The organism is Cytophagaceae bacterium ABcell3 (assembly GCA_030913385.1).
Taxonomy (GTDB): Bacteria; Bacteroidota; Bacteroidia; order Cytophagales; family Cytophagaceae; genus ABcell3.
Map to the genome: position 1 here is coordinate 1,978,791 of CP133159.1, position 23,059 is coordinate 2,001,849.

Annotated in this window: 24 protein-coding genes; 12 read left to right on the forward strand and 12 right to left on the reverse strand. The window is 39.1% G+C overall.

Translation table 11 applies throughout. The features are described from left to right. Positions 1-2 precede the first annotated feature (2 nt). Both folB and RCC89_08080 read left to right on the forward strand, forming a co-directional pair. On the forward strand, positions 3-359 hold the full coding sequence (gene folB, locus RCC89_08075; GenBank protein WMJ73116.1) for a dihydroneopterin aldolase: 357 nt from the start codon (positions 3-5) through the stop codon (positions 357-359). Beyond that, complete coding sequence (locus RCC89_08080) at positions 356-1,213, forward strand: ChaN family lipoprotein (GenBank protein ID WMJ73117.1); 858 nt, start codon at positions 356-358, stop codon at positions 1,211-1,213. The genes folB and RCC89_08080 overlap by 4 nt, the downstream gene beginning before the upstream one ends. Here the strand turns inward: RCC89_08080 and RCC89_08085 are convergent. Continuing rightward, the gene (locus RCC89_08085) at positions 1,210-1,503 is read right to left on the reverse strand and encodes an iron-sulfur cluster assembly accessory protein (protein ID WMJ73118.1); all 294 of its coding nucleotides are present in this window, start codon (positions 1,501-1,503) and stop codon (positions 1,210-1,212) included. The two genes, RCC89_08080 and RCC89_08085, sit on opposite strands and share 4 nt — an antisense overlap. Positions 1,504-1,574: 71 nt before the next feature. On the opposite strand from RCC89_08085, the gene RCC89_08090 reads away from it, so the two are divergent. The 3 genes from RCC89_08090 (at position 1,575) to RCC89_08100 (ending at position 4,255) form a co-directional block, all read left to right on the forward strand. Further along, positions 1,575-2,096 carry a hypothetical protein gene (locus RCC89_08090; protein ID WMJ73119.1) on the forward strand — a complete coding sequence of 174 codons (522 nt, stop codon included), beginning with the start codon at positions 1,575-1,577 and terminating at the stop codon, positions 2,094-2,096. Between the two features lie 160 nt (positions 2,097-2,256). Further along, complete coding sequence (locus RCC89_08095; protein WMJ73120.1) at positions 2,257-3,105, forward strand: prephenate dehydratase; 849 nt, start codon at positions 2,257-2,259, stop codon at positions 3,103-3,105. After that, positions 3,074-4,255, forward strand: coding sequence for an aminotransferase class I/II-fold pyridoxal phosphate-dependent enzyme (locus tag RCC89_08100; GenBank protein ID WMJ73121.1), 1,182 nt, complete (start codon positions 3,074-3,076; stop codon positions 4,253-4,255). Before RCC89_08095 ends, RCC89_08100 begins: the two co-directional genes overlap by 32 nt. Before the next feature lie 86 nt (positions 4,256-4,341). Here the strand turns inward: RCC89_08100 and RCC89_08105 are convergent, their stop codons facing one another. Together RCC89_08105 and RCC89_08110 are read right to left on the reverse strand one after the other, a co-directional pair. Beyond that, positions 4,342-4,836, reverse strand: coding sequence for a DUF4168 domain-containing protein (locus RCC89_08105; protein ID WMJ73122.1), 495 nt, complete (start codon positions 4,834-4,836; stop codon positions 4,342-4,344). A 292-nt stretch (positions 4,837-5,128) separates the two neighbouring features. Continuing rightward, a complete protein-coding gene (locus RCC89_08110) occupies positions 5,129-6,643 on the reverse strand; it encodes a sugar MFS transporter (GenBank protein WMJ73123.1) in 1,515 nt (504 codons plus the stop codon). A 731-nt stretch (positions 6,644-7,374) separates the two neighbouring features. Between RCC89_08110 and hemE the strand changes: the two genes are divergently transcribed. The 3 genes from hemE to ltrA all read left to right on the forward strand — a co-directional run bounded on the left by hemE (position 7,375) and on the right by ltrA (position 10,283). Beyond that, a complete protein-coding gene (gene hemE, locus RCC89_08115) occupies positions 7,375-8,403 on the forward strand; it encodes a uroporphyrinogen decarboxylase (GenBank protein WMJ73124.1) in 1,029 nt (342 codons plus the stop codon). A gap of 158 nt (positions 8,404-8,561) precedes the next feature. Then, complete coding sequence (locus RCC89_08120) at positions 8,562-8,762, forward strand: hypothetical protein (protein WMJ73125.1); 201 nt, start codon at positions 8,562-8,564, stop codon at positions 8,760-8,762. A gap of 114 nt (positions 8,763-8,876) precedes the next feature. Continuing rightward, positions 8,877-10,283 carry a group II intron reverse transcriptase/maturase gene (gene ltrA / locus RCC89_08125; GenBank protein WMJ73126.1) on the forward strand — a complete coding sequence of 469 codons (1,407 nt, stop codon included), beginning with the start codon at positions 8,877-8,879 and terminating at the stop codon, positions 10,281-10,283. A gap of 170 nt (positions 10,284-10,453) precedes the next feature. Here ltrA and RCC89_08130 read toward each other — a convergent pair whose 3' ends face one another. From RCC89_08130 to RCC89_08155, 6 genes are all read right to left on the reverse strand, one after another. After that, positions 10,454-12,220: a potassium transporter TrkG gene (locus RCC89_08130; protein ID WMJ73127.1), complete on the reverse strand. Its 1,767-nt coding sequence runs from the start codon at positions 12,218-12,220 to the stop codon at positions 10,454-10,456. Positions 12,221-12,229: 9 nt separating this feature from the next. Further along, the gene (locus RCC89_08135; GenBank protein WMJ73128.1) at positions 12,230-13,243 is read right to left on the reverse strand and encodes a bifunctional ADP-heptose synthase; all 1,014 of its coding nucleotides are present in this window, start codon (positions 13,241-13,243) and stop codon (positions 12,230-12,232) included. Then, the gene (locus tag RCC89_08140) at positions 13,222-14,433 is read right to left on the reverse strand and encodes a pyridoxal phosphate-dependent aminotransferase (GenBank protein WMJ73129.1); all 1,212 of its coding nucleotides are present in this window, start codon (positions 14,431-14,433) and stop codon (positions 13,222-13,224) included. The genes RCC89_08135 and RCC89_08140 overlap by 22 nt, the downstream gene beginning before the upstream one ends. Before the next feature lie 80 nt (positions 14,434-14,513). Next, a complete protein-coding gene (locus tag RCC89_08145; GenBank protein ID WMJ73130.1) occupies positions 14,514-16,466 on the reverse strand; it encodes a glycosyltransferase in 1,953 nt (650 codons plus the stop codon). Beyond that, positions 16,463-17,083: a recombination mediator RecR gene (gene recR / locus RCC89_08150; protein WMJ73131.1), complete on the reverse strand. Its 621-nt coding sequence runs from the start codon at positions 17,081-17,083 to the stop codon at positions 16,463-16,465. The genes RCC89_08145 and recR overlap by 4 nt, the downstream gene beginning before the upstream one ends. 63 nt (positions 17,084-17,146) lie before the next feature. Further along, entirely contained in the window at positions 17,147-17,440 is a 294-nt protein-coding gene (locus tag RCC89_08155) for an ATP-dependent Clp protease adaptor ClpS (protein ID WMJ73132.1), read from the reverse strand. Between the two features lie 81 nt (positions 17,441-17,521). Here RCC89_08155 and RCC89_08160 point away from each other — a divergent pair, with 81 nt between their 5' ends. Further along, entirely contained in the window at positions 17,522-19,027 is a 1,506-nt protein-coding gene (locus tag RCC89_08160) for a sodium:solute symporter (GenBank protein WMJ73133.1), read from the forward strand. Positions 19,028-19,043: 16 nt separating this feature from the next. On the opposite strand, the gene RCC89_08165 is transcribed toward RCC89_08160, so the two are convergent. Beyond that, positions 19,044-19,385 carry an MGMT family protein gene (locus RCC89_08165; protein ID WMJ73134.1) on the reverse strand — a complete coding sequence of 114 codons (342 nt, stop codon included), beginning with the start codon at positions 19,383-19,385 and terminating at the stop codon, positions 19,044-19,046. Continuing rightward, positions 19,370-19,825, reverse strand: a complete 456-nt coding sequence (locus tag RCC89_08170; protein ID WMJ73135.1) for an MEKHLA domain-containing protein — start codon at positions 19,823-19,825, stop codon at positions 19,370-19,372. Before RCC89_08170 ends, RCC89_08165 begins: the two co-directional genes overlap by 16 nt. Positions 19,826-20,118: 293 nt before the next feature. Between RCC89_08170 and RCC89_08175 the strand changes: the two genes are divergently transcribed. Both RCC89_08175 and RCC89_08180 read left to right on the forward strand, forming a co-directional pair. Further along, complete coding sequence (locus RCC89_08175; GenBank protein ID WMJ73136.1) at positions 20,119-20,511, forward strand: SPW repeat protein; 393 nt, start codon at positions 20,119-20,121, stop codon at positions 20,509-20,511. Between the two features lie 137 nt (positions 20,512-20,648). Next, complete coding sequence (locus tag RCC89_08180) at positions 20,649-21,527, forward strand: mechanosensitive ion channel (GenBank protein ID WMJ73137.1); 879 nt, start codon at positions 20,649-20,651, stop codon at positions 21,525-21,527. 23 nt (positions 21,528-21,550) lie between these two features. On the opposite strand, the gene RCC89_08185 is transcribed toward RCC89_08180, so the two are convergent. Further along, positions 21,551-22,660 (reverse strand): AI-2E family transporter, encoded by a 1,110-nt coding sequence (locus RCC89_08185; protein ID WMJ73138.1) that lies wholly within the window; start codon positions 22,658-22,660, stop codon positions 21,551-21,553. Positions 22,661-22,778: 118 nt separating this feature from the next. Between RCC89_08185 and RCC89_08190 the strand changes: the two genes are divergently transcribed. After that, positions 22,779-23,033, forward strand: a complete 255-nt coding sequence (locus RCC89_08190) for a hypothetical protein (GenBank protein ID WMJ73139.1) — start codon at positions 22,779-22,781, stop codon at positions 23,031-23,033. The last annotated feature ends 26 nt before the right edge of the window (positions 23,034-23,059 follow it).

Below are 23,059 nucleotides of genomic sequence, written 5' to 3' on the forward strand. Positions count from 1 at the left end.
TTATGCTCGAAATTTCACTCAATGGCCTAGAATTTATTGCTCACCATGGTTATTTTAAAGATGAGCGGGTAAAAGGTAATCGCTTTCTTTTAGATATTACCGTTTTCCTTAAGCCTCCTGATAATATCTTGAATGATGAATTGGAAAGCACGGTTGACTATTGCGCATTGTATAATATCGCCGATGAAATAATGAAACAGCCTTCTAAACTATTGGAGACTGTTGTGGAAAAGATTGCAGGCAAGGTTTTGCAAGATTTTACTGTTGTTGAATCTGTTGAGGTTGCTCTGCAAAAGATGAACCCGCCTATAGGTGGTGTTTGTAGTAGTTCTCGGGTAAAATTAACAAAGAAAAGATGAACAGACGTTTATTGTTCTTTATAGCCTTAATATGTGTACCTATGTTGGTCGCCGCTCAAAAGCCTGCTTATGTGCTTTATAATAAAAAGGGTAAGCAGGTAAAGTATAACAACTTGGTAAAAGATATGAGCAAAAACGATGTGGTTCTTTTCGGAGAATTGCATGATAATCCCATTGCTCACTGGTTGCAACTAGAAACTTTGAAGGAGGTGGCCAATAAAGCAGATGTTATTTTAGGAGGAGAGTTTTTTGAGGCAGATGTCCAAGTTGTGATAGATGAATATATGGCAGGGTTGATTCCAATGGCTCATTTAGAACGTGAAGCACGGGTGTGGCCAAATTTCTCTACCGACTACCGTCCCCTGTTGTCATTTGCTCAGGAAAATAATGTCCCTTTTGTGGCTACTAATATTCCAAGGAGGTATGCAGGCTTTGCTGCTAAACATGGCAAGGATTCCTTGGAAAAGTTTTCAGAACAGGCCAAAGGATATATGGTGCCGCTCCCATTTACCTACGATGAGGAACTTAAGAGCTATAAGCAAATGAAAGACATGGCAGCTCATGCCCATGGTATGAAACATATGGTCGATGCCCAAGCTGTTAAAGATGCTACTATGGCCCACCGTATTATGAAACATCGTGAAGAAGGAAAAGTGTTTTTCCATATCAATGGTGCATACCACTCCGATTATTATGAAGGTATATACTGGTTTTTGAACCAAGAAAATCCAGAGATGAGTATTCTTACCATTACTACTGTAGAGGCAGAAAATCCAGAGAAATTAGAGGAAGAGGTATTCGAAAAGGCCGACTATATAATTGCTGTTCCTAAAACCATGACATCTACGCATTAGTCTTTAAAAATAAAACCTCTTGCATTGATGCCATCTTCAAAATCAATGGTTTTGCCTATGATGTACATGGCATGTTTTTTCTCTAAGAAAATCTTTATTTCACCTTGGAAGTAAACAAGATCTTGGTCGCTTTGTTGGTCAAAGCCGAGCAAGTATGACATACCTGAGCAACCTCCACCACGTATACCTACCCTGAGGCCGTAATCAAGGGGCACGTTCTTATGGTTTATTATGTTTTTTATTTCTTTTAAAGCGGCTTCAGTGAACGAAAATGGTAAATCCTTTGTCATAATTTTTTAGAATACTATAAAGTACGAAATTGTTCTGAAACTTTATATTTTTGCGCTAAATATACATAAATATGGAAATTTTAAATGATCTAATTAAAATTTTGCTTCCTGCAGGTGTTGCACTTTTGGCTATTTACTTTACTGTAAAAGCTTTTTTGACCAAAGAGTTTGAAAAAAAACTTTTGGACCTCAAAATGAACAACAGCAATACCATTTTGCCCAATAGGCTTCAGGCTTACGAGCGGATATGTCTTCTGCTTGAGCGGATTTCCCCTCATAATATTTTATTAAGGGTCAATGACGGTTCTCTTAATGCTGGTCAGCTTCATCAAGTTCTTTTGCATGAAATAAGAGAAGAGTTTAACCATAATTTGTCCCAGCAAGTGTATATGTCTGATAGGGCTTGGCAAGTAGTGAGAAACACCAAGGATGAAATAGTAGGCGTGGTCAATACGGCAGCAAACAATATTCCTAAAGATGCTAAAGGCATTGAGCTGGCAAAAAAAATTATAGAGGTGTACACGAGCAAAGAACATGACCCTGTAGCGGGGGCATTGAGTTTTGTGAAAGATGAAGTGCGTAAAATCTTTTAAAGACACCTACACACTGTGATCGAGATGCCGGGAATATTTTCTTCCGGCATTTTTTTGGTCCCGGATTTTATAAACATTTTTATTAATCATAAAAAAAATTGGTATGTGTGCCTGTTTTTCGCTTTTTTTGTAGAATTTACTTCACTTGTGAAACGGGAAAATGAAGATAGCCATTCAGGGAGGACAAGCCTCTTTTCATGATATTGCAGCCAGATTATATTTTGGGAATCATATTGAAAGTGTGCCCTGTAATTCATTTAAGGAACTAAGTGAAGTATTGGCCAAAGGGGATGCTGATTTTGCAGTGATGGCTATTGAAAATGCCATTGCAGGCAGCATACTTCATAATTATGCCCTGATTAGGGAGTATGATTTTGGTATTATAGGTGAAATACAGCTTCGGATTGAAATGAACCTGATGGCACTTCCTGGCATTAAGTTGGAAGATTTAAAAATAGTCAGGTCACATTATATGGCTTTGCTCCAGTGTGAGGAGTTTTTTTCTCGTTACCCGCACCTTAAACTGGAAGAGTATCATGACACAGCAGATAGTGCTCGTGATATTAGGAAAAACAATCGGACAAAGATCGGGGCTGTGGCAGGTAGAATGGCCGCAAGCCTCTATAACCTTGAAATCCTTGCTGAAGGTATTGAGACAGAGAAAAGAAACTTTACCAGGTTTTACATTTTAAGTAGGGATAAGAAATTTAAAATTGATGGGGAGGGCAAGGCGACTATCAGTTTTCAGCTATCTAATGAAGTAGGGGCATTGGCCAATATGCTAAGTATTATTGTGAACAATAATATTAACTTGACCAAAATCCAGTCACTGCCTATTTTGGGTAAACCCAATGAATATACTTTTTACGTAGATTGTGAGTGGAGCGACTACGAAGATTTCAGACGAAGTATAGAAGTTAAAAATAAAGTTAAGAACCTAAAGATCCTTGGAGAGTATAAAAAAGGAGAAACAATTCATGATTATTCCAAAAGCTTCCCGTCTAAATAATGTTAGGGAATATTATTTTGTAAAAAAGTTAGAAGAAATTGCCCGCTTAAATAAAGAAGGAAAAGATATTATCAGTTTTGGAATAGGAAGCCCTGATATGGCGCCTGACGAATCTGTTATCCAAACCCTATATGATACTGCTTCTAAGAAAAATACCCATGGATATCAGCCCTACCGTGGGATTCCTGAACTTCGAGAGGGGATAGCTTCTTTTTATAAAAATACCTACGGGGTTGCCTTAGATCCCCATAAAGAGGTATTGCCGCTGATGGGCTCTAAAGAAGGAATCTTACATGTGTCGATGGCTTTTTTGAACCCTGGCGATGAAGTGTTGGTGCCTAATCCGGGTTACCCAACTTACTCTTCACTTTCTAACCTTACAGGGGCAAAGGTTAGGTATTATGACCTAACTGAAAGCTCAGGTTGGCAGCCGGACCTAGATGCTTTGGAAAGCAGTGATTTGTCTTCAGTAAAAATTATGTGGCTTAACTACCCTCACATGCCTACAGGTACTCCAGGCAGGATGGATGTTCTTCAGAAACTGGTGGACTTTGCCAGGAAAAATAATATTTTATTGTGTTATGACAACCCATATAGTCTAGTGTTGAATGAAGATAAGCCTGTAAGTATTTTGGCGGTTCCAGGTGCAAAAGATGTGGCTGTAGAGTTTAACTCGCTTAGCAAGTCTCATAATATGGCTGGGTGGCGATTGGGTATGGTTTTAGGTGCAGAGGATTACCTCAGCACTATCTTAACAGTCAAAAGTAATATTGACTCTGGGATGTTTTTAGGCCTTCAGAAAGCAGCGATTACTGCCTTAGGGTTGGGTGAACAGTGGCACAAAGAAAGAAACGAATCATATAAAGCTAGGAGAGAAGTTGTTTTTAAGATCCTTGACTTACTAGGGTTTGAATATGATACTTCACAGGTAGGTATGTTTATTTGGTGTAAACCAAGTCCTGAAAAAGGTATAGATGATATAGCACAGTACATTGATAAGGTCCTGTATGAAGCTAATGTGTTTTTTACTCCAGGGTTTATTTTTGGAAGTAATGGTGATGGATATATGAGGGCTTCACTATGTGTGCCTTTGGAAAGAATGAACCAGGCCTATGACCGTTTGGTAGCATGGAAGAAAAAAGATGGGTGATTTGAATTTAGCTTGTGTATAAGTATATAATAAAAAAAAGTCCGGTTTACCGGACTCTTTTTTATTCCTGTATTATCTAGTAAGGTTTACATGTCCATTTTCTCATCCACTCTTTGTCTCAGCTCAGGATCTTGGTGGTATGCTGAAATAATTTCTTGGAATTCTTCAAGTGAAAGCCCCTCATCGTTTAAAGTTTCTCTGATTTCAGCTTCTGCTTCAGCTTGAATTTCAGTTACACGGGCAGTAGCAGCTTCAAAAGCTTCTTCTTCCTCTTCAGAAATCTGGCCTTCCATGCCTAACTGTTGCATGGTCGCAATTTCATTATAGCGCTCTACGGTAAGTCCTTCTTCTTCTACTATTTCAGTCATTTTTTCCTGCGCAGCCATCTCAATTGGCATTACTTTCTCTGTAGCCTCTACAAACTGCTCAATCTCTTCTTCACTAAAATCAGTCCTTACTTCTTGTTGTTCTTGGTCTGGCTGCATTCCTGGTTCTTGGGCAAAACCATTAAAGCCAACCAACATCATAAGTGAAAAAGCCATTGTTGCTCGAAATACCTTCTCTACAATATCCTTTACCATTTCTAAACAATTTAATTTATATAAAATATAGTCATTTAATTATAGAACCGGCCTGCTCACATGTTTGTTAAAAAAACTTGAATGATTTTCTAAAAAAGTGCGAATGCTTTAATTTTAACAATGTTTTTTTCTAAAGAATATAATTATCGTTCACATGTTTCCCTTTCGTTTTCGAGTGGTTTAAACTCTGTTGTGAGGTAAGGGGGGTAAGTTTTAGGAAGGCCTTTGGTTAATTGAAAAAAAAGAGGCTTCTCTATTATAGAAAAACCTCTTTTTTTTGAATCTTATAATTTTAAGCGTCTGCTGTTGATAGCTTTTCAGTATTTTTGGGCTTTTCTGCATTGTCTGGAGCGTCAACTACCTGATCTGCCCTTAACTTGACTTTGTATCCTGCAAAACCATAATATACTATGTATAGGTAACAAATAACAGGGATAATATAAGCGAACTGATAGTTGTATAAATCTGCAAACTTACCCACAATAGGAGTTACAATCGCACCTCCAACGATACCAATCATTAACAAGGAAGAGCCTTGCGAGGTGTACTTTCCAAGACCTTCGATGGCCAATGTAAATATTGTAGGGAACATGATAGAGTTAAACAACCCTACTGCAATTAATGACCACATAGACACTGCACCGCTGGTAGAGGTTGACAATATAAGTAGCCCTGCATTAAAGATGGCAAATATACCTAAAGTCCTTGATGGGATGGTAGCGCCAATTTGGAATGCGATGATATTTAAAGCTATTAACCCTAATACGATGAGGGCAGTTTGACCTGGAGATATGAAAGTAAGTCCGAATTCTTCGACTACATCTACCATAAAGAAATACACTATGGTAGTTGCCACTACAGTTATTAGGGCTATTAGACCGTACCTTTTCAACTTTTCCATTGAGTTTGATAGTGATAGGGCGCCCATAAAACGACCAATCATGGCTCCGCCCCAGAAAAAGGCAATGAATTTACTTGCAACTTCTTCATTGAACCCGCGAATTTCTCCAAAGTAATTAGCCATAAAGCTACCTAAAGCAACTTCTGCACCCACATACATGAATAGTGCTACAATACCTAAAGTTAGATGGCTGAATCTAAGTACACCAAGACCTTTTTCTATTTTTTCTCCTGTAAATCTAGGAAGTTTAAAAGCGCTGATGAAAACAGCAAGGGCAAATAAAGTCCCCGCTAATACCAAATAAGGCATTTTTACAACATCTAAAGAGTGTACTTCAGCTGCTAAGTCCATGTTTCCGAAAATAACTTTACTACCAATGATCGGTGCAACTGTCGTACCAAGGGAGTTGAAGGCCTGTGTCATATTAAGCCTGCTTGAAGAAGTCTTAGGGCTACCTAGTAAGGCCACATAAGGGTTGGCAGCCATTTGCAGCAATACAACACCAGCGGCAAGTACAAAGAAAGCAAATAAGAAAGCAGGGTAGCTTTTCATTTCGGCTGCTGGGAAAAACAGGCAGCTTCCTATACCTGCAGTAATTAAACCTGCTATAATACCGTTTTTATAACCAATTTTTGATATCGGGTCTCCGAACCTGGAGGATATTATAAAGTAGACGAGCGAAATGGAGAAATAGGCAAAGAAAAAGAAAAACTGCACAAGACCTGCTTCGAAGTTTTCCAGCTTGAAAGCAATTTTGAAGAAAGGAATCATTATGTCGTTCATGCAGGTGATAAAACCCCACATAAAAAACAAAACTGTCAAAGCCAGTAACGGGATGGTATAATTTTTACCTGATTCGTCACCCTGGTGCAGGTTGCCTGCAGTTGAAGTAGATATTCCAGCCATTTGTTAAAGTATTAGATAATCGTTTTTATCTGATTTGTTTTTAATAAACTAATGTTAAAACTACGCTTTTTTCTGTTAAAACAAAAGAATTAATTGCGTTTTGTGCTTATAAAGTAAATATAATATTGAAATATTAATACTTAGTATTTTTTAAATTCTTTTTATTTGATAATTAGGTGTTTGTATTAGGTTGTTTGGATAATTTCTTATGCATTAACCCTTTAAGTATAGTTGTCAAAAATTTTCTAGTTCAGGTGCGCAATAATGATGCCAGTTGGTTTGTTTTATTTCGTTAAGTACAATAAATCCGAACATTTTTTTCTAGCACCATTGTATCACCCGAATTGTGTTTGAATGTTTTTTCTTTACTTCTCTTAAGTGATGTTTGTGGCTTATAAACCCTATAATTGTTTTTTTGTTTTAAAGGAGTTCTGAAAAATAAGACTTATGCAAAATATAGCGAATAAATTTGATTGTATATTGGAATCATTTTCAATTAACTCTCATAAAACAATCTAGGCAAATCTCATGAAAAAAATATTGATTCGGATATGTTGGGAACATAAAATGCTATATATCTCTACCACTTATGATAAAAATTGTTGTTGGGTAATGGAGAAAACCGTTTTTTTGTCAGGAATTATGAATTTAGGAAAACAATATACTCTTAAATGAGATAATTCATGTAAAAAAATGCTAATCGACTTCTAAATATCACTTATCTTTGCCACATGCAATATAAAAATGACCTTATATTACGCGCCGCTAAAGGAATGAAAACCGAAAGGCCCCCTGTATGGCTTATGCGGCAGGCAGGAAGAATCCTGCCAGAATACAGAGCTGTTAGAGCAAGTGTTAGCGGGTTCAAAGAACTGGCTACTACCCCTCATTTAGCTGCCGAAGTTACAGTACAACCGGTAGATATTTTAGGTGTAGATGCTGCTATTATTTTTTCAGACATACTTGTTGTGCCAGAAGCAATGGGATTGACTTATGAGATGTATGAAAAAAAAGGGCCTGTATTTCCTGAAGTGGTTAAAAATGCCGCTGATATAGACAAGCTCTTGGGTGTTGAAGCTTCTGATGAACTGGAATATGTTTATGAAGCAATTAGGCTTACCAAAAAGGAATTAGACGGCAGGGTGCCTTTGTTGGGTTTTGCCGGTGCTCCTTGGACGATACTTGCTTATATGGTAGAAGGTAGTGGCTCTAAAACTTTTTCTAAAGCACGGAGAATGCTTTATGAAGAGCCTGAGTTGTCTCATAAATTGCTTAAGAAAATTACCGAAGTAACCATAGATTATCTTAAGAAGCAGGTTGAAGCAGGTGCCGATATGATTCAGATTTTTGATTCTTGGGCAGGTATTTTACCTCCATATCATTATCGTGAGTTTTCATTAAGCTACATTTCTGATATATGTAATGCTATCCGTAATGTGCCTGTTACCGTTTTTGCAAAAGGTGCTTTTTTTGCCAGAGAAGATATGGGAAGGCTTAACTGCGAGACCATCGGACTTGACTGGAATATGGGAATTAAAGAGTCCCGGAAACTTATAGGAGAACACAAAACTTTGCAAGGAAACTTAGACCCTTGTTTGTTATACTCTTCTTTTTCTGAAATTAAGCGCTTTACAGTACAGATGCTTGAGTCGTTTGGAAATCACAGGCATATTGCCAACCTTGGGCATGGTGTATATCCTGATACCGACAAGGATAAGGTGAAATGCTTCGTGGACACCGTAAAGGAATTTAGGCTTTAGGTAGGTTTTGCTACATGATAGTAAAAGCGATAAGGTTTTTCTGGCTTTATCGCTTTTTTTTGGTGTGCCGTGCATGGTAACTAACTAGGTGGTGAAAGTCCACTGTGGGGGTTTGTAATCGCCAACCACTAGCCAATAGCAAGGGTGTCCACTGTGAAGTGGAATCTGAAGGAAGCTGGCGGCAAAACTCTGCCCCGAGGAACACGAACCTTATCAGGCATAACCGGTGGGATGAGACTACCAAACAAGTCGAAGTCCAAAGATTACACGGACATCGGAATGTAAATGAGGCGGGGACATGGAGAGAAAGTGAGTTGCCTTACCACGGGAGGTCTCATGGACGTGCGGAAACAGAGTAAGAAGCACGGAGTAAAGCTTGCCATGAGAAGTCAGCCGAAGCCATAGTACCAGATAACGACTAGATCTGGGAAGGGCTGAACTTTAAGGAGTGAGAAGTGAATGAATGTTACCGCATGAAAGGAAGAAAGCAGAATATCTTTGAAGAAAAGACCTGCCCACAAAAGAATAGGACGGCATCCGAAGGATATGTGGGAGGGCAGACTTTCATGTGGATAACTGAAAACAACCTCACGGATACTAATCGATTAGGGTATGGACTGTTAGAGTTTGTTCTGTCGCCATCCAACCTGAACGCAGCCTATAAACAGGTAAAGCGCAACAAAGGAGCAGGAGGTGTTGATGAGATGGAAGTCGAATCCCTCAAAGGTTATCTTGTCGCAAACAAGGACGAACTGGTAACATCCATATTGCAGGGCAAGTACCGCCCCAATCCTGTCCGCAGGGTAGAAATACCTAAGGACAACGGACAAAAGCGACAATTGGGCATACCCACGGTAGTGGACAGAGTAATTCAACAAGCAATTGCCCAGTCACTTATCCCCCTCTACGAACCCCAATTCAGCGACCACAGTTATGGGTTTAGGCCAAAGCGCAACGCCCACCAGGCTCTAGAAAAGTGTAGAAGCTATATCACAGAGGGCTACGTTTACGCAGTCGATTTGGACTTGGAGAAGTTCTTCGATAAGGTGAACCATAGCAAACTGATAGAAGTACTTTCGCGCACAATCAAGGACGGACGGGTAGTATCGCTGATACACAAATACCTGAACGCCGGAGTGCAGGTAGGGGGAAGCTTTGAGACCAGTGAAATGGGAGTGCCTCAAGGAGGCCCTCTAAGCCCCTTGTTGAGTAATATTATGCTCAATGAGCTGGACGGTGAGCTGGAACGAAGGGGGCACAAGTTTGTACGTTACGCAGATGACATGGTTATCTGGTGCAGGAGCAAGCGAAGTGCAGAACGTGTAAAGAGGTCGCTAATCTGCTTCATAGAAGATAAGCTGTTCCTGAAAGTGAACAAGGAGAAAAGCCAAACCGTTCCTATATCCAAGGTCAAATTCCTTGGCTATTCGTTTTATAAAACGAAGGGGGTAGGTCGGTTGCGTATACACCCAAAAAGTGTATTGAAGATGAAAGTGAAACTAAAAGAACTGACATCACGCAGCAACGGCTGGGGAAATGCACGTAGGAAGGAAAAGCTTCGCCAATACATTGTCGGCTGGGTGGGCTACTTTAAACTGGCAGATATGCAAAGCCTGTTACTAAGGATAGATGAATGGTACAGGAGGAGAATCAGAATGGTTATCTGGAAACAGTGGAAACGGGTGAAAACCAAACTGAGGAATCTTGTTAAGCTTGGTGTTAATAAATTCAAAGCTTTAGAGTGGGCAAACACGAGGAAAGGCTATTGGCATATAGCCAATAGCTTTATCCTTAATACCACTATCACCATAGATAGACTTAGACAGGCAGGCTATATATTCCTGTCAGACTACTACCAAAAGGTTAGGGTCAAAACTTAAGGAACCGCCCTGTACCGAACGGTACGCAAGGTGGTGTGAGAGGTCGGAAAATAAAATAGGAGGAAAACTATTTTATTTTCCTCCTACTCGATTCCTAATGAGTGGTTGCTGCTAACTGTTTCGCTAGCAATAAAAGTTTTAGTAAGGGTATCGCACTTTAAGTGTTTTTGTTATCCTATCATTATATGAGTGTCTGGGTATCGGTAGGAGGTAGTGCTTACCTTTCTGCTCAAAGCTAGGGCAACTGTTAAAATTCCCACCCTTCCTGAAAACATGGAAATAATAATCATTAGTTTGCCAGGGGGTGTTAATTCTGGGGTAAGTCCTGCACTGAGCCCTGTAGTTGTAAAAGCCGAAATCTGCTCAAATATAACCGTCATAAGGCTGGCTCCTTGTTCTGTAAAAGATAGGACAAGGATTCCTATGAAATTAAATGCCACTGCAAAAGTAAATAGAGAAAAAGCCTTGGATATTAGTTCGTTTGGTATGGTTCGCTTGCCTATTTCTATGTGGGTACTTTCTTTAATAGTAGCTAAAGACGAAACTACGATTAGTAGAAATGTAGTAGTTTTTATACCTCCACCTGTCGAGGCGGGCGATGCTCCTACGAACATTAAAAATATAAGAATCAGATGTGTTTGAACCTGTAAGGCAGAGGTGTCAATGGTATTGAACCCTGCACTCCTAGCCGTGACTGATTGAAAAAAAGAGGCTATGAAAGCCTGCATTAGGTTCATTTCTTTAAGGGTATTGTTTGATTCTATCAACCAAACGGTAGCTGTTCCAAAAATCAATAGTGCAATGGATGTATAAATGGCTACTTTTGAGCCTGTTGTCCAGTCTTTCCATGGGTATTTTAGCCTTTCCCTCATTTTCTTAATGGAAAGGACATCTTGGATAACCGGAAAACCAATACCTCCAAAAATAATAGCTAAGGCTATTACTATGTGCAATATGTAGGCATCTCTTATAAATTCCGTATATAAACCATCGGTATATAGGCTAAAACCTGAATTGCAAAAAGCGGCTACTGCATGAAACAACGAATAGAATATTTTTTGCCCTGTTCCTTTAAACTCTACTTCTGGCCCCCATGTGAAAAAAATAGCTGCTGTAATTAAAGCTTCTATAAAGATTGTAATCAAAACAATCTGCTTAAATAACTTTTGGGCAGATACGAGAGACTCACTGCTATAGATGTTTTTGATGATTGACTGATGTTTAATGCCAACACTTTTGGGAAAGAGGGTACTAAAAAAAGTCGCAAAGGAAATAATACTTAGTCCTCCTAACTGAAACAATATCAGTAATAGAATATGGCCTTTTAACGTAAAGTAAGTTCCTGTATCTACTACAATAAGACCCGTTACGCAACTGGCACTTACTGCGGTAAAAAGGGCGTCTATAAATGGCATGCTCCCTTCGACGGTGGTAACCGTAGGCAACATCAGAATACAAGTCCCTACCGTAATCAGCAATAAGAAACTGGCAATGAATATGGTAGTAGGCTGTATTTTTATCAGGTTAATCCTTGGACTGATTTTTACAAACTCAAATACAGATAAAAATATAATAAACAGTGCTACATAGCTTTCTAAACCTTTGTCTATCAAATTGAAGCCAAGTAAGAGAAGTATAAAATAGGCGAGGTTTGTCAACATGAGCGATCCCTCAAACCAGGTTCTTCGTAAAAAATCCCGTCGGTGAAAAGAGTATAGTATTCGGAAGAGGTATGCAAATAGGAAGCATAGCAATAAAATAATCCAAGCCGTATGTATAAGACTTACCTCGTCTTCAGAGAGATAAAAACCATAGCGTGTCATGGTCAAAGCAAATGCGATGACAGAGATAATTACGCTGAATACTCTCAGGATGTAGTAAACGTCCCTTTTGCTTTCGTATAGTTGGGTATTTAGATTTTCTTTCCAGTTTGCCATAAATGCTGGCTAAAAGAGCTGAAGTTTTTGTGCTTCTTTTACAAACTTTTCTTTATTGACAGGTACCACACCGACTTGTTCACACACAATACCTCCTGCCAAATTGGAAAGAGAGGCTAAAGCATGGGGTGGAAGTTGCAGCGCTTTGCACAATGCCGCTACACTTATAACAGTATCTCCGGCACCTGAAACATCACATATTTCTCTTAAATGTGCAGGGATCCAATGTTTTTGGTTTTCTGAATCTATAAAAATACCTTTCTCCGATAATGTTATGAGTACAGTTTCCGTGTTTAACTGTTTCTTGAGTTGAAGGACAGCTTCTTCTACTTCCTTAATTTCTGAAAGGGGCGAATCGAGCTTGAGGCCTTCTTTTAGCTCTTTTCTGTTAGGCTTGAAGAGCGATACCTGGTTATAGCTTAAGAAGTTTCGCTTCTTAGGGTCTGTAACTGTCGGTATATTGAGTTTTTGTGCGGATTTGACACTTTCCCTAATGACCTTCTCGGTAATTACACCTTTGTCATAGTCTTGAAAGATGATCACATCTGCAACACTTGCCAGCTTTTCAATTTGGTGAAGCACTAAGTCTTCATCGCTGTTTGACAATGGAGTGTCCATTTCAGAATCTACCCGTAGCATGTGCTGAGAGCCTGAGATAATTCTGTGTTTGATAGAAGTGATTCGTTGAGCACTTCTTATGACACCCTTGTCAGAAATGCCATTTTTTTGGAGAATTGATACAAAATCATCTCCGTCAGGGTCATTTCCTATGACAGTACAAAGAAGGGGGGTAGCCCCAAGTGCCTGAATATTCAGCGCAACATTGGCAGCACCCCCTAATCTTTTGTCCTTTTGTTGAACATTGACGATAGGCACAGGAGCTTCAGGAGAAATCCTATCGACTTTTCCCCACAGGTACGAGTCGATCATAACATCTCCAATGATCAGGACTTTTAATCCTTCAAAAGCTCTGAAGACCCCGTCAATTGTATCAGGTATATTTACTGTAGTTTTGCCAGGCATTCTTTAATTCTTCTCATTGCTTCTTTAAGGTTATCATCAGAAGCGGCAAAAGAAATCCTTAAGTTTTTAGGCGCACCAAAAGCATCACCACCTACACATGAAACATGGGCTTCATTGAGGATGAACATAGCCAAATCGCTAGCTTTTTCAATTTTAGTACCATTGTAGCTCTTGCCTATGTATTCGCTGATATCAGGGAATATGTAAAAAGCACCTTGAGGTACATTTATTTTTACACCAGGAATTTCTTTTAATAGAGAAATAACCAAGTCTCTTCTTCTTTTGTAAGCATCGGCCATATCTTTTGCAAAACCTAGATCGCCAGTGATGCCTGCAAAAGCAGCTTTTTGTGCAATAGAGCATGTGCCTGAAGTTACCTGCCCTTGTATTTTGTCACAAGCAGCAGCTATCCATTTAGGAGCTCCTATATATCCAACTCTCCATCCGGTCATAGCATAACCTTTAGAGAATCCATTGACAGTGACAACTCTTTCTTTAATAGAAGGAATGCTGCCTATACTGAAGTGTGTACCTTCAAAATTGATATATTCGTATATTTCGTCAGCGATAACAGTAATCCTTTCATTTTTTGCTACCACTTCGCCAATAGCCCTTAACTCTTGTTCGCTAAAGACAGATCCTGTAGGATTGCTAGGCGTTGAGAAAAGGATTGCTTTTGTTTTATCTGTAATAGCTTCTTCAATTTGCTTTGCAGTGGCTTTGAAGTCAGCTTCGATAGTGCCGGTTACGACGACAGGAGTACCTTCTGCAAGTTTCACCATTTCAATATAGCTTACCCAATAAGGCGCAAGGATGATTACTTCATCACCTGGGTCTATGATACTTAGTAAGACATTGGCTATTGATTGCTTAGCACCAGTAGATACAACGATGTTTTCTGCAGCCCAGTCCAGGTTATTGTCTTTCTGAAGTTTCTCAGCAATAGCTTTTCTTAATTCAGGATATCCTGGAACAGGAGAGTAAAAAGTGTAACCGTCATCTATGGCTTTCTTGGCAGCGTCCTTTATGTGCTGAGGAGTCTGGAAGTCAGGCTCACCCACACTCAGGCTTATTACACTGTGTCCCTGAGCAGCTAATTCTCTTGCCTTTTTTGTCATGGCAAGTGTCTCTGATTCAGAGAGCGCATTCAGTCTTGCAGAAAGCATGTTTTGATCGGTAATTGTTGTCATTTCTGTATGTTGGTTTTTTTTGCGGGTAAAATTAGGCATAATAAGCTAATCTTTCCAGAGAAATTTGATTTTTAGCAAGCTCAGACACCTAATTTCCAAAATGATTTTATGATTAATAGTAAATCGGTTAAAGGATTGTAGTTCCTTGCGTAATCAAAATTGACATTTCCTATAGTGTTCAGGTCCCGTTTATGTGGAGGAAGGACACTTGCAGGTGAAATAATTCCTTTTTTTATCGTAGGCAATGTTCTGTCGCCGGTTCCCTCATAACCGACCCATGAATATTTGCCGCTGAACACGGAGAATATATTGCCTATAAACTTTAAAGGCTTATTGAAAAACCACATTATTATAGGAGAAAAAACTAATAAAACACAGCTTATGCCCAAGTCCAAGAAACGCTTTTTTCTGAGGTTTACCTTGCTTGAAATGTTTAGTTCAAGGTTTAGGGTAAAGAAATCTCCTTGCGTGTCGCGCGAGCTGCTGCCTATAATATAGTTGCTTTCTCCAGGTATAATTTTAAACTGAAGGTTGCGGACATCAATGCCAGACATCAGTTCAATGATTTGGTGGGCCGGTAAGTCTTTGCTGCAAAAGAGGATTTCATTGATTTTATGAATATCAATAATTTCTTCTATTTGCTGAACCGTGCCTAAGCATAAGTCATTTTTTACATCTTCCGGGCCTGGGCTTATAAAACCGGTAATATTCCATGCTGGACGTGTTTCCTTAATGCGCTCGATAATACGAATGCTTTCTGTTTCGCTACCTATGAGCAAAATGTTCTTGCCTGTTTCCCCAATCCTGAAGTTTCTATATGTTTTGTAGTGGGCTAGCATTCTTATTCCTGCCATGGCTGCAAAGCCCCAAACACTGCCTAAAAGGATCAAAGCCCTGGAAAATCTATAGCTGTCAAAGAAGTTTGAAAAAGCAGAAATAATGATAGTCCCGATAATTACCCCTTGAAATATCTTGAAGAGGCTGCTCCCGCGTTTATACCCTCCTGTGAAATAAGTCGACCCTTGCCAAATAAGGCAGTATAGCGGGGCCGCATACAGCATCAGTTCTTCCGGAAAATAGTTGGGCTGCTGTTTATAGTTAATTTCCCAAAAGTTTTTAAGTAGATAAAAACCACCTAAAGTAACGGTGAAATCTGCTATGGGAATGATAGTTTTGTCTATAAACCTTTTTATTATGGACAAGGACGCACGGAAGTAGATGGCCGAGTGTATAAGAAAAGAAAATAGTTTGGCATTTCTGCTAGAAAAATATTTGCTGGCAAAAATGATCATTGCCTTATAAAAAATAAAGACGTAGTTGATACTGGTCTTTTTGGTGCTTTCTCCTTTATAGTGGATAATCCTGGTTTCAGGAAAATAGTAGTTTTTATAACCACCTAAAATTATTCTCCAAGAGAGGTCTATGTCTTCGCCATACATGAAGTACTCTTCTTCCAACAGGCCTATCTTGTCTAAGGTTTCCTTTCTTAAGAACATGTATGCGCCAGAAAGTATGTCTACCTCATGCGTTTGGTTTTCGTCAAGGTATCCTAAGTGGTATTTTCCAAAACGTTTAGATTTTGGAAAAAGGGCTGCTAAACCGAATATTTTATAGAAGGCAACTTCTGGAGAGGGAAGCCCCCTTTTGGATTCAGGCAAAAATCTGCCTTGGCCGTCGAGCATTTTTACCCCTAGTCCGCCACCTTCCGGGTGGGCGTCCATAAAGTCTATACACTTCCTGAAAGTGTCTTCCTGAACTATTGTGTCAGGGTTAAGCAAAAGTATATACTCTCCAGTAGCCTGGCGAATGGCTTGATTGTTAGCCTTTGAAAATCCAGAATTATGCTTGTTTGCTATTAATTTGACTTGTGGGAAAAGCTTGCGGACCATATCCACAGATCCATCAACAGAGTTATTGTCGACGACAAATACCTCTGCATCAATATTGTGCAAGGCGTTAAATACAGAATGTAACGTCTGTTCTAAAAAGTGACGTACATTGTAGTTGACGATGACAATGCTAAGTTTCTTCAATGGCTGTCCGTTTGTCCGAAGCTTGTACGGCTTATGATACTTCTTCCTAATGTAACCTCATCTGTAAATTCTAGTTCCCCGCCGACAGGGATACCTCTGGCTATTGTCGAAACTTTTATGTTTAAGCCCTTAAGCCTTTTGGTGATATAAAAAGCAGTCGTATCACCTTCCATGGTTGGGCTCAGGGCAAGGATGATCTCTTTCAGTTCAGAAGACTGATTTACACGTCCGAGAAGAGACTCCAAATGCAAGTCCGAAGGGCCAATACCTTCTATAGGTGATATGACGCCTCCTAGAATATGGTAAAGACCATGGTATTGCGATGTGTTTTCAATGGCCAATACATCGCGTGTATCTTCAACCACACATATAGTACTCCGGTCTCTTCGGGTACTTGCGCACACATTGCATAGCTCTGCATCAGAGATATTATGGCACGCTCGGCAATATTGCGTTTTTGTCCGCAAGTCTGTTATTGCCGAGGCTAGGGCAATAGATTTTTCTTCATTTTCCTTCAGTAAATGCAAAGCCAGTCTCAATGCTGTTTTTTTGCCGATACCCGGCAGTTTTGAGATTTCGTTGACCGCATTTTCTATAAGCCGGGAAGGAAAATTCATATATTTTGCCAGAAAATTTGTTTGTACCCCATGTATAACGGGGAAAATGCTGTTTGGTATATGTTAGACGATTTCCGCAGAAATGCCTTTGTCACATATGCCTTGACGCATAGGGGTTAGCTCTTCGAAGGTTCCGATTTTTACTGAACATTTGCCTTTGTAATGAATGATCATTGTACACTGCTCAGCTTGTTCTCTTGTATGTTTGCAAACTTTAATCAGCGTTTCAATAACATGGTCAAAAGTATTGACATCGTCATTGAAAACCACCAGTTCAAAGTGTTCTGAAGAGTTTACTTCTTCCAACACATCTGAATCTTCCTGATGAAATGGGTTGACGCTATAAAATTTATTCATACTATTTCGTTGTTAGTAAAATATCCTTTTAGCAAATTTAACGAATTTTAATCAATTTTGGGATTATTTCTTAAATAATTTATGTCATCAGGCCTTATATTATCTGTCATATTTATATACTTTGCCGTTCTTTTGGCGATCTCCTGGATTACCAGCAGAAATGCAGACTCCGAATCTTTTTTTGTTGCTAACCGGCAGGCACCTTGGTATCTAGTGGCTTTTGGTATGATTGGTACTTCGCTTTCTGGAGTAACCTTTATATCTGTGCCAGGTGCCGTAGGGGCTATGGCAGGTGATGAGATTAAAGGTTTTGCATACTTTCAGCTTGTCCTTGGCTATGTGGTGGGGTATTTCGTTATTGCTACTGTTTTGATGCCTTTGTATTATCGCTTAAACCTTATTTCCATATACTCTTACCTGGAAGACCGTTTTGGGTATTGGGCATATAAAACCGGATCTTTTTTCTTTTTGGTTTCTAGGGCTGTAGGTTCTTCGCTTCGACTTTATTTAGCGGCAATGGTACTTCACTTATTCCTTTTCGAAGCATGGGGAGTCCCTTTTGTTGTTACTGTGGCTATTACTATTCTTCTTATTTGGCTGTATACTTTTAAAGGGGGCATCAAAACGATTGTATGGACGGATACTTTTCAAACTTTCTTTTTGGTAACGGCCGTACTGATAAGTGTTTATATGATATCTGACCACTTGGGGTGGTCGCTCTTTGAAATGGTAAAGCAGGTAGGGGAAAGTGCTTACTCCAAAACCTTTTTCACGGAAAGCATTTGGGAAAGCAATAATTTTTTTAAACAGTTTCTGTCTGGGGCGTTTATTGCCTTGGTAATGACTGGACTGGACCAGGATCTTATGCAAAAGAACCTTTCTTGCCGTAACCTAAAAGATGCGCAGAAGAATATGTTGTGGTTTACCGTATGTATGGTTTTTGTAAACCTGCTGTTCTTGACCCTAGGTGCTATGTTGTATATTTACGCTACGAGCCAGAACATTGCCATTCCTGCTGATACCGATGAATTATACCCAATGTTGGCCTTAAATCACTTTGGCATTGTCGTGGGTATTTTCTTTTTGTTGGGTATAACAGCCTCTACTTATGCAAGCTCTGATTCTGCGCTTGCGGCACTAACGACTTCTTTCTGCATAGATTTTCTAAACTTTAAAAGTAAGCCTGAAAGTGTCAAGCAGAAGCAAAAAACCTTAGTCCATATTGGTTTTTCGCTGTTATTCTTGCTTATTATTGTGGTCGTTTATGAAATAGGGGAGAAGTCCGTCATCCATATGGTGCTTAAAGCCGCTAGCTATACTTATGGCCCTTTGCTTGGTTTATTTGCTTTTGGCGTCCTTTCCAAACGTAAAGTTCGTGACAAGTTTATTCCACTTGTCTGTGTTTTAGCGCCTTTAGCGACATTTTTCCTGACTATGGCTATTGAAAGCAATACACGTTACCAGTTTGCTTACGAAAACCTTATCATTAATGGATTTATTTGCTTTTTAGGATTATTGGCATGCTCTTATTCTCCTAATACCAAGGTTGATGAAAAGGTAGACACAGTTAAGGAAAAGTTAGTTTAGCAGATTTGATAAATGGTCACAATAGCTCTTTTGCCGGATCCCAAAAGACGCTGTCAAAATCCATGATTTGGCTATTTTTGACCTTTATCCCTTCTTGTTCCAGTTTTTCCTGCATTTCGTTTGGTGTAGAAAAGTGCATTTTGCCGGATAGTAATCCTTGCCTATTGACAACGCGGTGCGCAGGGACTTCTTCCATGCTCGATGCGGCATTCATAGCCCACCCTACGATTCTGGCACTTTTTACTGCGCCTAAATATTTGGCTATGGAACCGTAGGAGGTGACCCGTCCAGGTGGTATAAGTTTCACGACTTCATATACCTGCTCAAAAAAGTCAGCAGTCTTTATAGATACTCCCATTGGTTAAATGTGGCTGCCTGCCCTTTGAAGTTACTTTCATCGTCGTGCAAGTTCCAGATAATGGCATCTGAAATTCTAAACCTTTTACCGTCTTTGGCAATTCTGATACCAGAATATTGATCTACATACCCTTTCTCTTGGGCTTGTTTCAAGAATGCTTCTCTTTGCCCTCTTTCCATAGCTTCGGCCGAATACCTTGACGGTAAGCTAGTAAATTCTTCCCAATTCATCTTCCAGAGATTTAGTGCGCAGTGGTTCGCAAAATTAAATATGGGATCATTTTCGGTATTGTGAGAAACAATCACAAAAGGTGCATTAAGCATTTGATTTACCAATGATCCCGATGTCGTATCCTCTACTAAAGGGCGGCCTAACAGTTTAGTAAAACTAGTGTTCAGTAAGTTGCAATGAGCGTGTAAAACTTCTGGGTCAGGAATCATTTTTTTGTTTTTTTAGCAATAGAACCAAAACTATGCATGGAAAAGCATGCATGCTCTTGACTTCAAATATACTAATGTTTAGGCTTCCTTGTTTGATTTGACAATGAATATTCATTGCCGTTTTTGCTTTCTGTTGTTTGTCTCAGTGAGTTAATGTTATAGGTTTAAATGTATTTTTATATTGATTAGCAGTAGCTTGTGGTCTGATCTGAGGGTTTTCCCTTCGAACTATAGTTATCAACACTATGTTTTTTTATTAGAGGTATATATGTGGAACTAAAAAAGTTGGTATTATGAGATTCATATCCACGCGTGCACACGCTTATATGGACTATATAATCGGTGCATTGTTAATTATAGCGCCTTGGCTGTTGGGATTTGCAGCAGGTGGCGCTGAAACTATTATTCCAGTAGTTTTAGGTATTGGTACGATTTTATATAGTATGTTTTCAGACCATGAAATGTCCGCTTCGAGAAAATTGCCTATGAATACCCATCTTTCTATAGATATAGTGGCTGGTATATTCTTGGCCGTTTCTCCTTGGCTGTTTGGGTTTAGCGGACTGGTTTGGCTGCCACATTTGCTTGTTGGTATTGTTATGCTGCTGGGAGGTATTTTTACTTCTAAAGTGGCTGAGAGTTGCCCAGAGGGGACTCCATGCTATAATTATTCGCACTCGCGGTAGGTGCGTGCGGCTTATCGCAATGTAGGAGTTTTATGACCTGTTTTGCTTGAGAGAATATGGGGGCTAATGGCTCCCTTTTTTTATAACCTTTGCTCTTACACGCTAGTTAATTCTAAAAAAGGCAAAGCAATTTTTAGATGGTTACATATAAGAGAATAAATGAGCTGAGGAGGATTGAGAAAAAGCGTATATTGTTTTTTTGTTTGCAGTTAGTCCTTTTTGTTGGGTTGGTTTACTTGGAATATGCCCAACCTGGTTTGATAAGATCGGAGTCTTTTCGGCTAGCTTCTAGTCTAATGTTTTTAATTACCACCTTGTTGCTTGTCTCTATCATACGTATGGTGGTTGTGTATTTTTATGTTAAAAGGAAAAGGCGACATATTTCTTATAAGGATAACTTTATAATCGGGATCAATCAAATTGCTTCGCTTTTGTACTTTTTTACAGGTGTTGTCGCTGTTTTTATCTTTTTCAGGATACATCCGGGAGAGATTTTTACCTCCTTAAGTATTTTTGCCGTAGCTCTTACCTTGATATTCAAAGACTATATTTCGAATATGATCAATGGTATGGTGGTAATGTTTTCGAATCAGCTTGCACTGAATGATTTTGTGAGGATTTCTAATCATACAGGAAAAATTATTGATATTACACTCAAAAATATAATACTGAAAAGTGAAGATGAGAACCTGGTATATATTCCCAATAATACCATTTTTGTTTCAGACGTAGTTAACTTTAGCAAAGGCCGAAATGAAAAAGTGGGGGTTGAGTTTGAGCTACCGGCAAATTCCACTAATAATCCAGACGAAATTAATAGCTACCTCCAAGAGAAAGTTTCTAAATATGCAAGCTTTATAAAAGGAGGAAGTGCTTTGCTTAGGGTGTTGAGAATTAGTAAAGAGTCAATTTGTTTTCGGTTTGAGTTTGTATTGGTTAGGAAAAACCCCCAACTGGAGAGTGAGATGAAAAGTTATATTAATGAACAGGTGGTGTACTATATTCAAAAAAAATAATACACCACCCAAAGGGGAGAATGTTAACCCTCTGACACTGGTTCGCCGTCAACAAACTCCTTTACTTCATCAAATACTTTTCTGTCATCATTTTTGCTGAGATTGGTGCTTCCCATAAGTTTGACAATAATTCTTGCATCAGGAAATTGAGCAAGTACTACTTTCATTAAAACAAGAAGCGGTACAGATAAAATCATGCCTATAGCTCCCCATAAATAACCCCAAAACATAAGTCCTGCGAGTACTGTGATAGTGTTTAGGGAAAGACTGCTGCCTAGTAAACGGGGTTCAAGGATGTTGCCAAACGACATCTGTATAGTAAGAAGGCAAGTAGACAAAAACATGATGCTTAAAGGGTCTAGCTGAACCACACTCAAAAGCAGTGGTGGTATAGTGGCTATTATGGATCCAAATGTGGGGATAAAGTTTAATACAAAAGCTAAGAACCCCCAGAAAAAGTAAAAGTCAAGACCAAAAACCCAGCACACAAACCCATAGCCTAAACCAGTTAAAAGGCTAACGGCAACTTTAACCTTCATATAAGTGGCAATAGAGTTTTTGACCTCTTCGAAACCGCTAAGAATTTTGCCTGTTTGTGGCCCTCCTTCTTCCAGATAGCGGATAAACTGCTCATATTTCAAGATACCTCCCATAAATACGATGAGGTATAAACTGGTCATAAATAGCAAGTTGGTGACGTTTCCTAAAATGACGCCGGTAGACTTTAGAAATGAGCTAAGGGAGAAATATTGGTAGACATAATTGATAGCATCTTTATGCTCTATGGTTAAGTTAAACTTGTTGTTGGCCCAGGTTAGGATATCGGTGAGGCTTTCTCTGATCTGTAGAGATAGGTGTGCTTTTTCCGACATCATCTCGATACCTGTTTGATAGATGACCAACCCAATCAATGCCAAACAAGTCAAGCTTCCTAATGAGATTACTGATAAGCTTAAACCATAAGGCCAATTTTTTTTTTCAAACCATGCCAGGGCAGGCTGCAAAAGCATAGCCATAAAAAGTGCAAGAAGCAGAGGGATCACAAGTGTGGAAAAGACATTAAGAAGGTATATGAAAAGAAAGCCTAACAATGCAGTAAGGATATTTTTTATGGTCTTAATGTCGTTTTCCATTTAGAAAAAAGTTTTGGGTTTCTAATCTAACAAAAAAATAATCATAAAATATTAAATTTTATAAGGAAAACGCTTTTCGTTCAGCTTTTATGATTAATTCGGGAAAAATCCGGCAACTATGTTATATTTGCGTCTATCTGAAATTAATAAATCTGGTCATATGATACCTGTTGAAAAACATACTATTATTAAGCCTGGCGATGTGCTTGTCCAGCCTAAGAGCAACGAAAAATGGAAAGTCACTAAAGTAGAGGGCCAGAAGTTTTTTGTGACTAACCTTCAGTCTCAAAAAGAAGGTTTTGTGGAAAAGAATGAAATATGCATTGATCCACGCTGGCATATGGAAATAGGCGATGGTAGGGGATATTGGTAATCCCCTGCTTTTACTTATTCTTATAA

Excerpts from the sequence above, each read along its gene's own strand:
- folB (WMJ73116.1), top strand. The coding sequence starts at position 3 with ATGCTCGAAATTTCACTCAATGGCCTAGAATTTATTGCTCACCATGGT.
- RCC89_08080 (WMJ73117.1), top strand. The coding sequence starts at position 356 with ATGAACAGACGTTTATTGTTCTTTATAGCCTTAATATGTGTACCTATG.
- RCC89_08085 (WMJ73118.1), bottom strand. The coding sequence starts at position 1,503 with ATGACAAAGGATTTACCATTTTCGTTCACTGAAGCCGCTTTAAAAGAA.
- RCC89_08090 (WMJ73119.1), top strand. The coding sequence starts at position 1,575 with ATGGAAATTTTAAATGATCTAATTAAAATTTTGCTTCCTGCAGGTGTT.
- RCC89_08095 (WMJ73120.1), top strand. The coding sequence starts at position 2,257 with ATGAAGATAGCCATTCAGGGAGGACAAGCCTCTTTTCATGATATTGCA.
- RCC89_08100 (WMJ73121.1), top strand. The coding sequence starts at position 3,074 with ATGATTATTCCAAAAGCTTCCCGTCTAAATAATGTTAGGGAATATTAT.
- RCC89_08105 (WMJ73122.1), bottom strand. The coding sequence starts at position 4,836 with ATGGTAAAGGATATTGTAGAGAAGGTATTTCGAGCAACAATGGCTTTT.
- RCC89_08110 (WMJ73123.1), bottom strand. The coding sequence starts at position 6,643 with ATGGCTGGAATATCTACTTCAACTGCAGGCAACCTGCACCAGGGTGAC.
- hemE (WMJ73124.1), top strand. The coding sequence starts at position 7,375 with ATGCAATATAAAAATGACCTTATATTACGCGCCGCTAAAGGAATGAAA.
- ltrA (WMJ73126.1), top strand. The coding sequence starts at position 8,877 with ATGAAAGGAAGAAAGCAGAATATCTTTGAAGAAAAGACCTGCCCACAA.
- RCC89_08130 (WMJ73127.1), bottom strand. The coding sequence starts at position 12,220 with ATGGCAAACTGGAAAGAAAATCTAAATACCCAACTATACGAAAGCAAA.
- RCC89_08135 (WMJ73128.1), bottom strand. The coding sequence starts at position 13,243 with ATGCCTGGCAAAACTACAGTAAATATACCTGATACAATTGACGGGGTC.
- RCC89_08140 (WMJ73129.1), bottom strand. The coding sequence starts at position 14,433 with ATGACAACAATTACCGATCAAAACATGCTTTCTGCAAGACTGAATGCG.
- recR (WMJ73131.1), bottom strand. The coding sequence starts at position 17,083 with ATGAATTTTCCTTCCCGGCTTATAGAAAATGCGGTCAACGAAATCTCA.
- RCC89_08155 (WMJ73132.1), bottom strand. The coding sequence starts at position 17,440 with ATGAATAAATTTTATAGCGTCAACCCATTTCATCAGGAAGATTCAGAT.
- RCC89_08160 (WMJ73133.1), top strand. The coding sequence starts at position 17,522 with ATGTCATCAGGCCTTATATTATCTGTCATATTTATATACTTTGCCGTT.
- RCC89_08165 (WMJ73134.1), bottom strand. The coding sequence starts at position 19,385 with ATGGGAGTATCTATAAAGACTGCTGACTTTTTTGAGCAGGTATATGAA.
- RCC89_08170 (WMJ73135.1), bottom strand. The coding sequence starts at position 19,825 with ATGATTCCTGACCCAGAAGTTTTACACGCTCATTGCAACTTACTGAAC.
- RCC89_08175 (WMJ73136.1), top strand. The coding sequence starts at position 20,119 with ATGAGATTCATATCCACGCGTGCACACGCTTATATGGACTATATAATC.
- RCC89_08180 (WMJ73137.1), top strand. The coding sequence starts at position 20,649 with ATGGTTACATATAAGAGAATAAATGAGCTGAGGAGGATTGAGAAAAAG.
- RCC89_08185 (WMJ73138.1), bottom strand. The coding sequence starts at position 22,660 with ATGGAAAACGACATTAAGACCATAAAAAATATCCTTACTGCATTGTTA.
- RCC89_08190 (WMJ73139.1), top strand. The coding sequence starts at position 22,779 with ATGTTATATTTGCGTCTATCTGAAATTAATAAATCTGGTCATATGATA.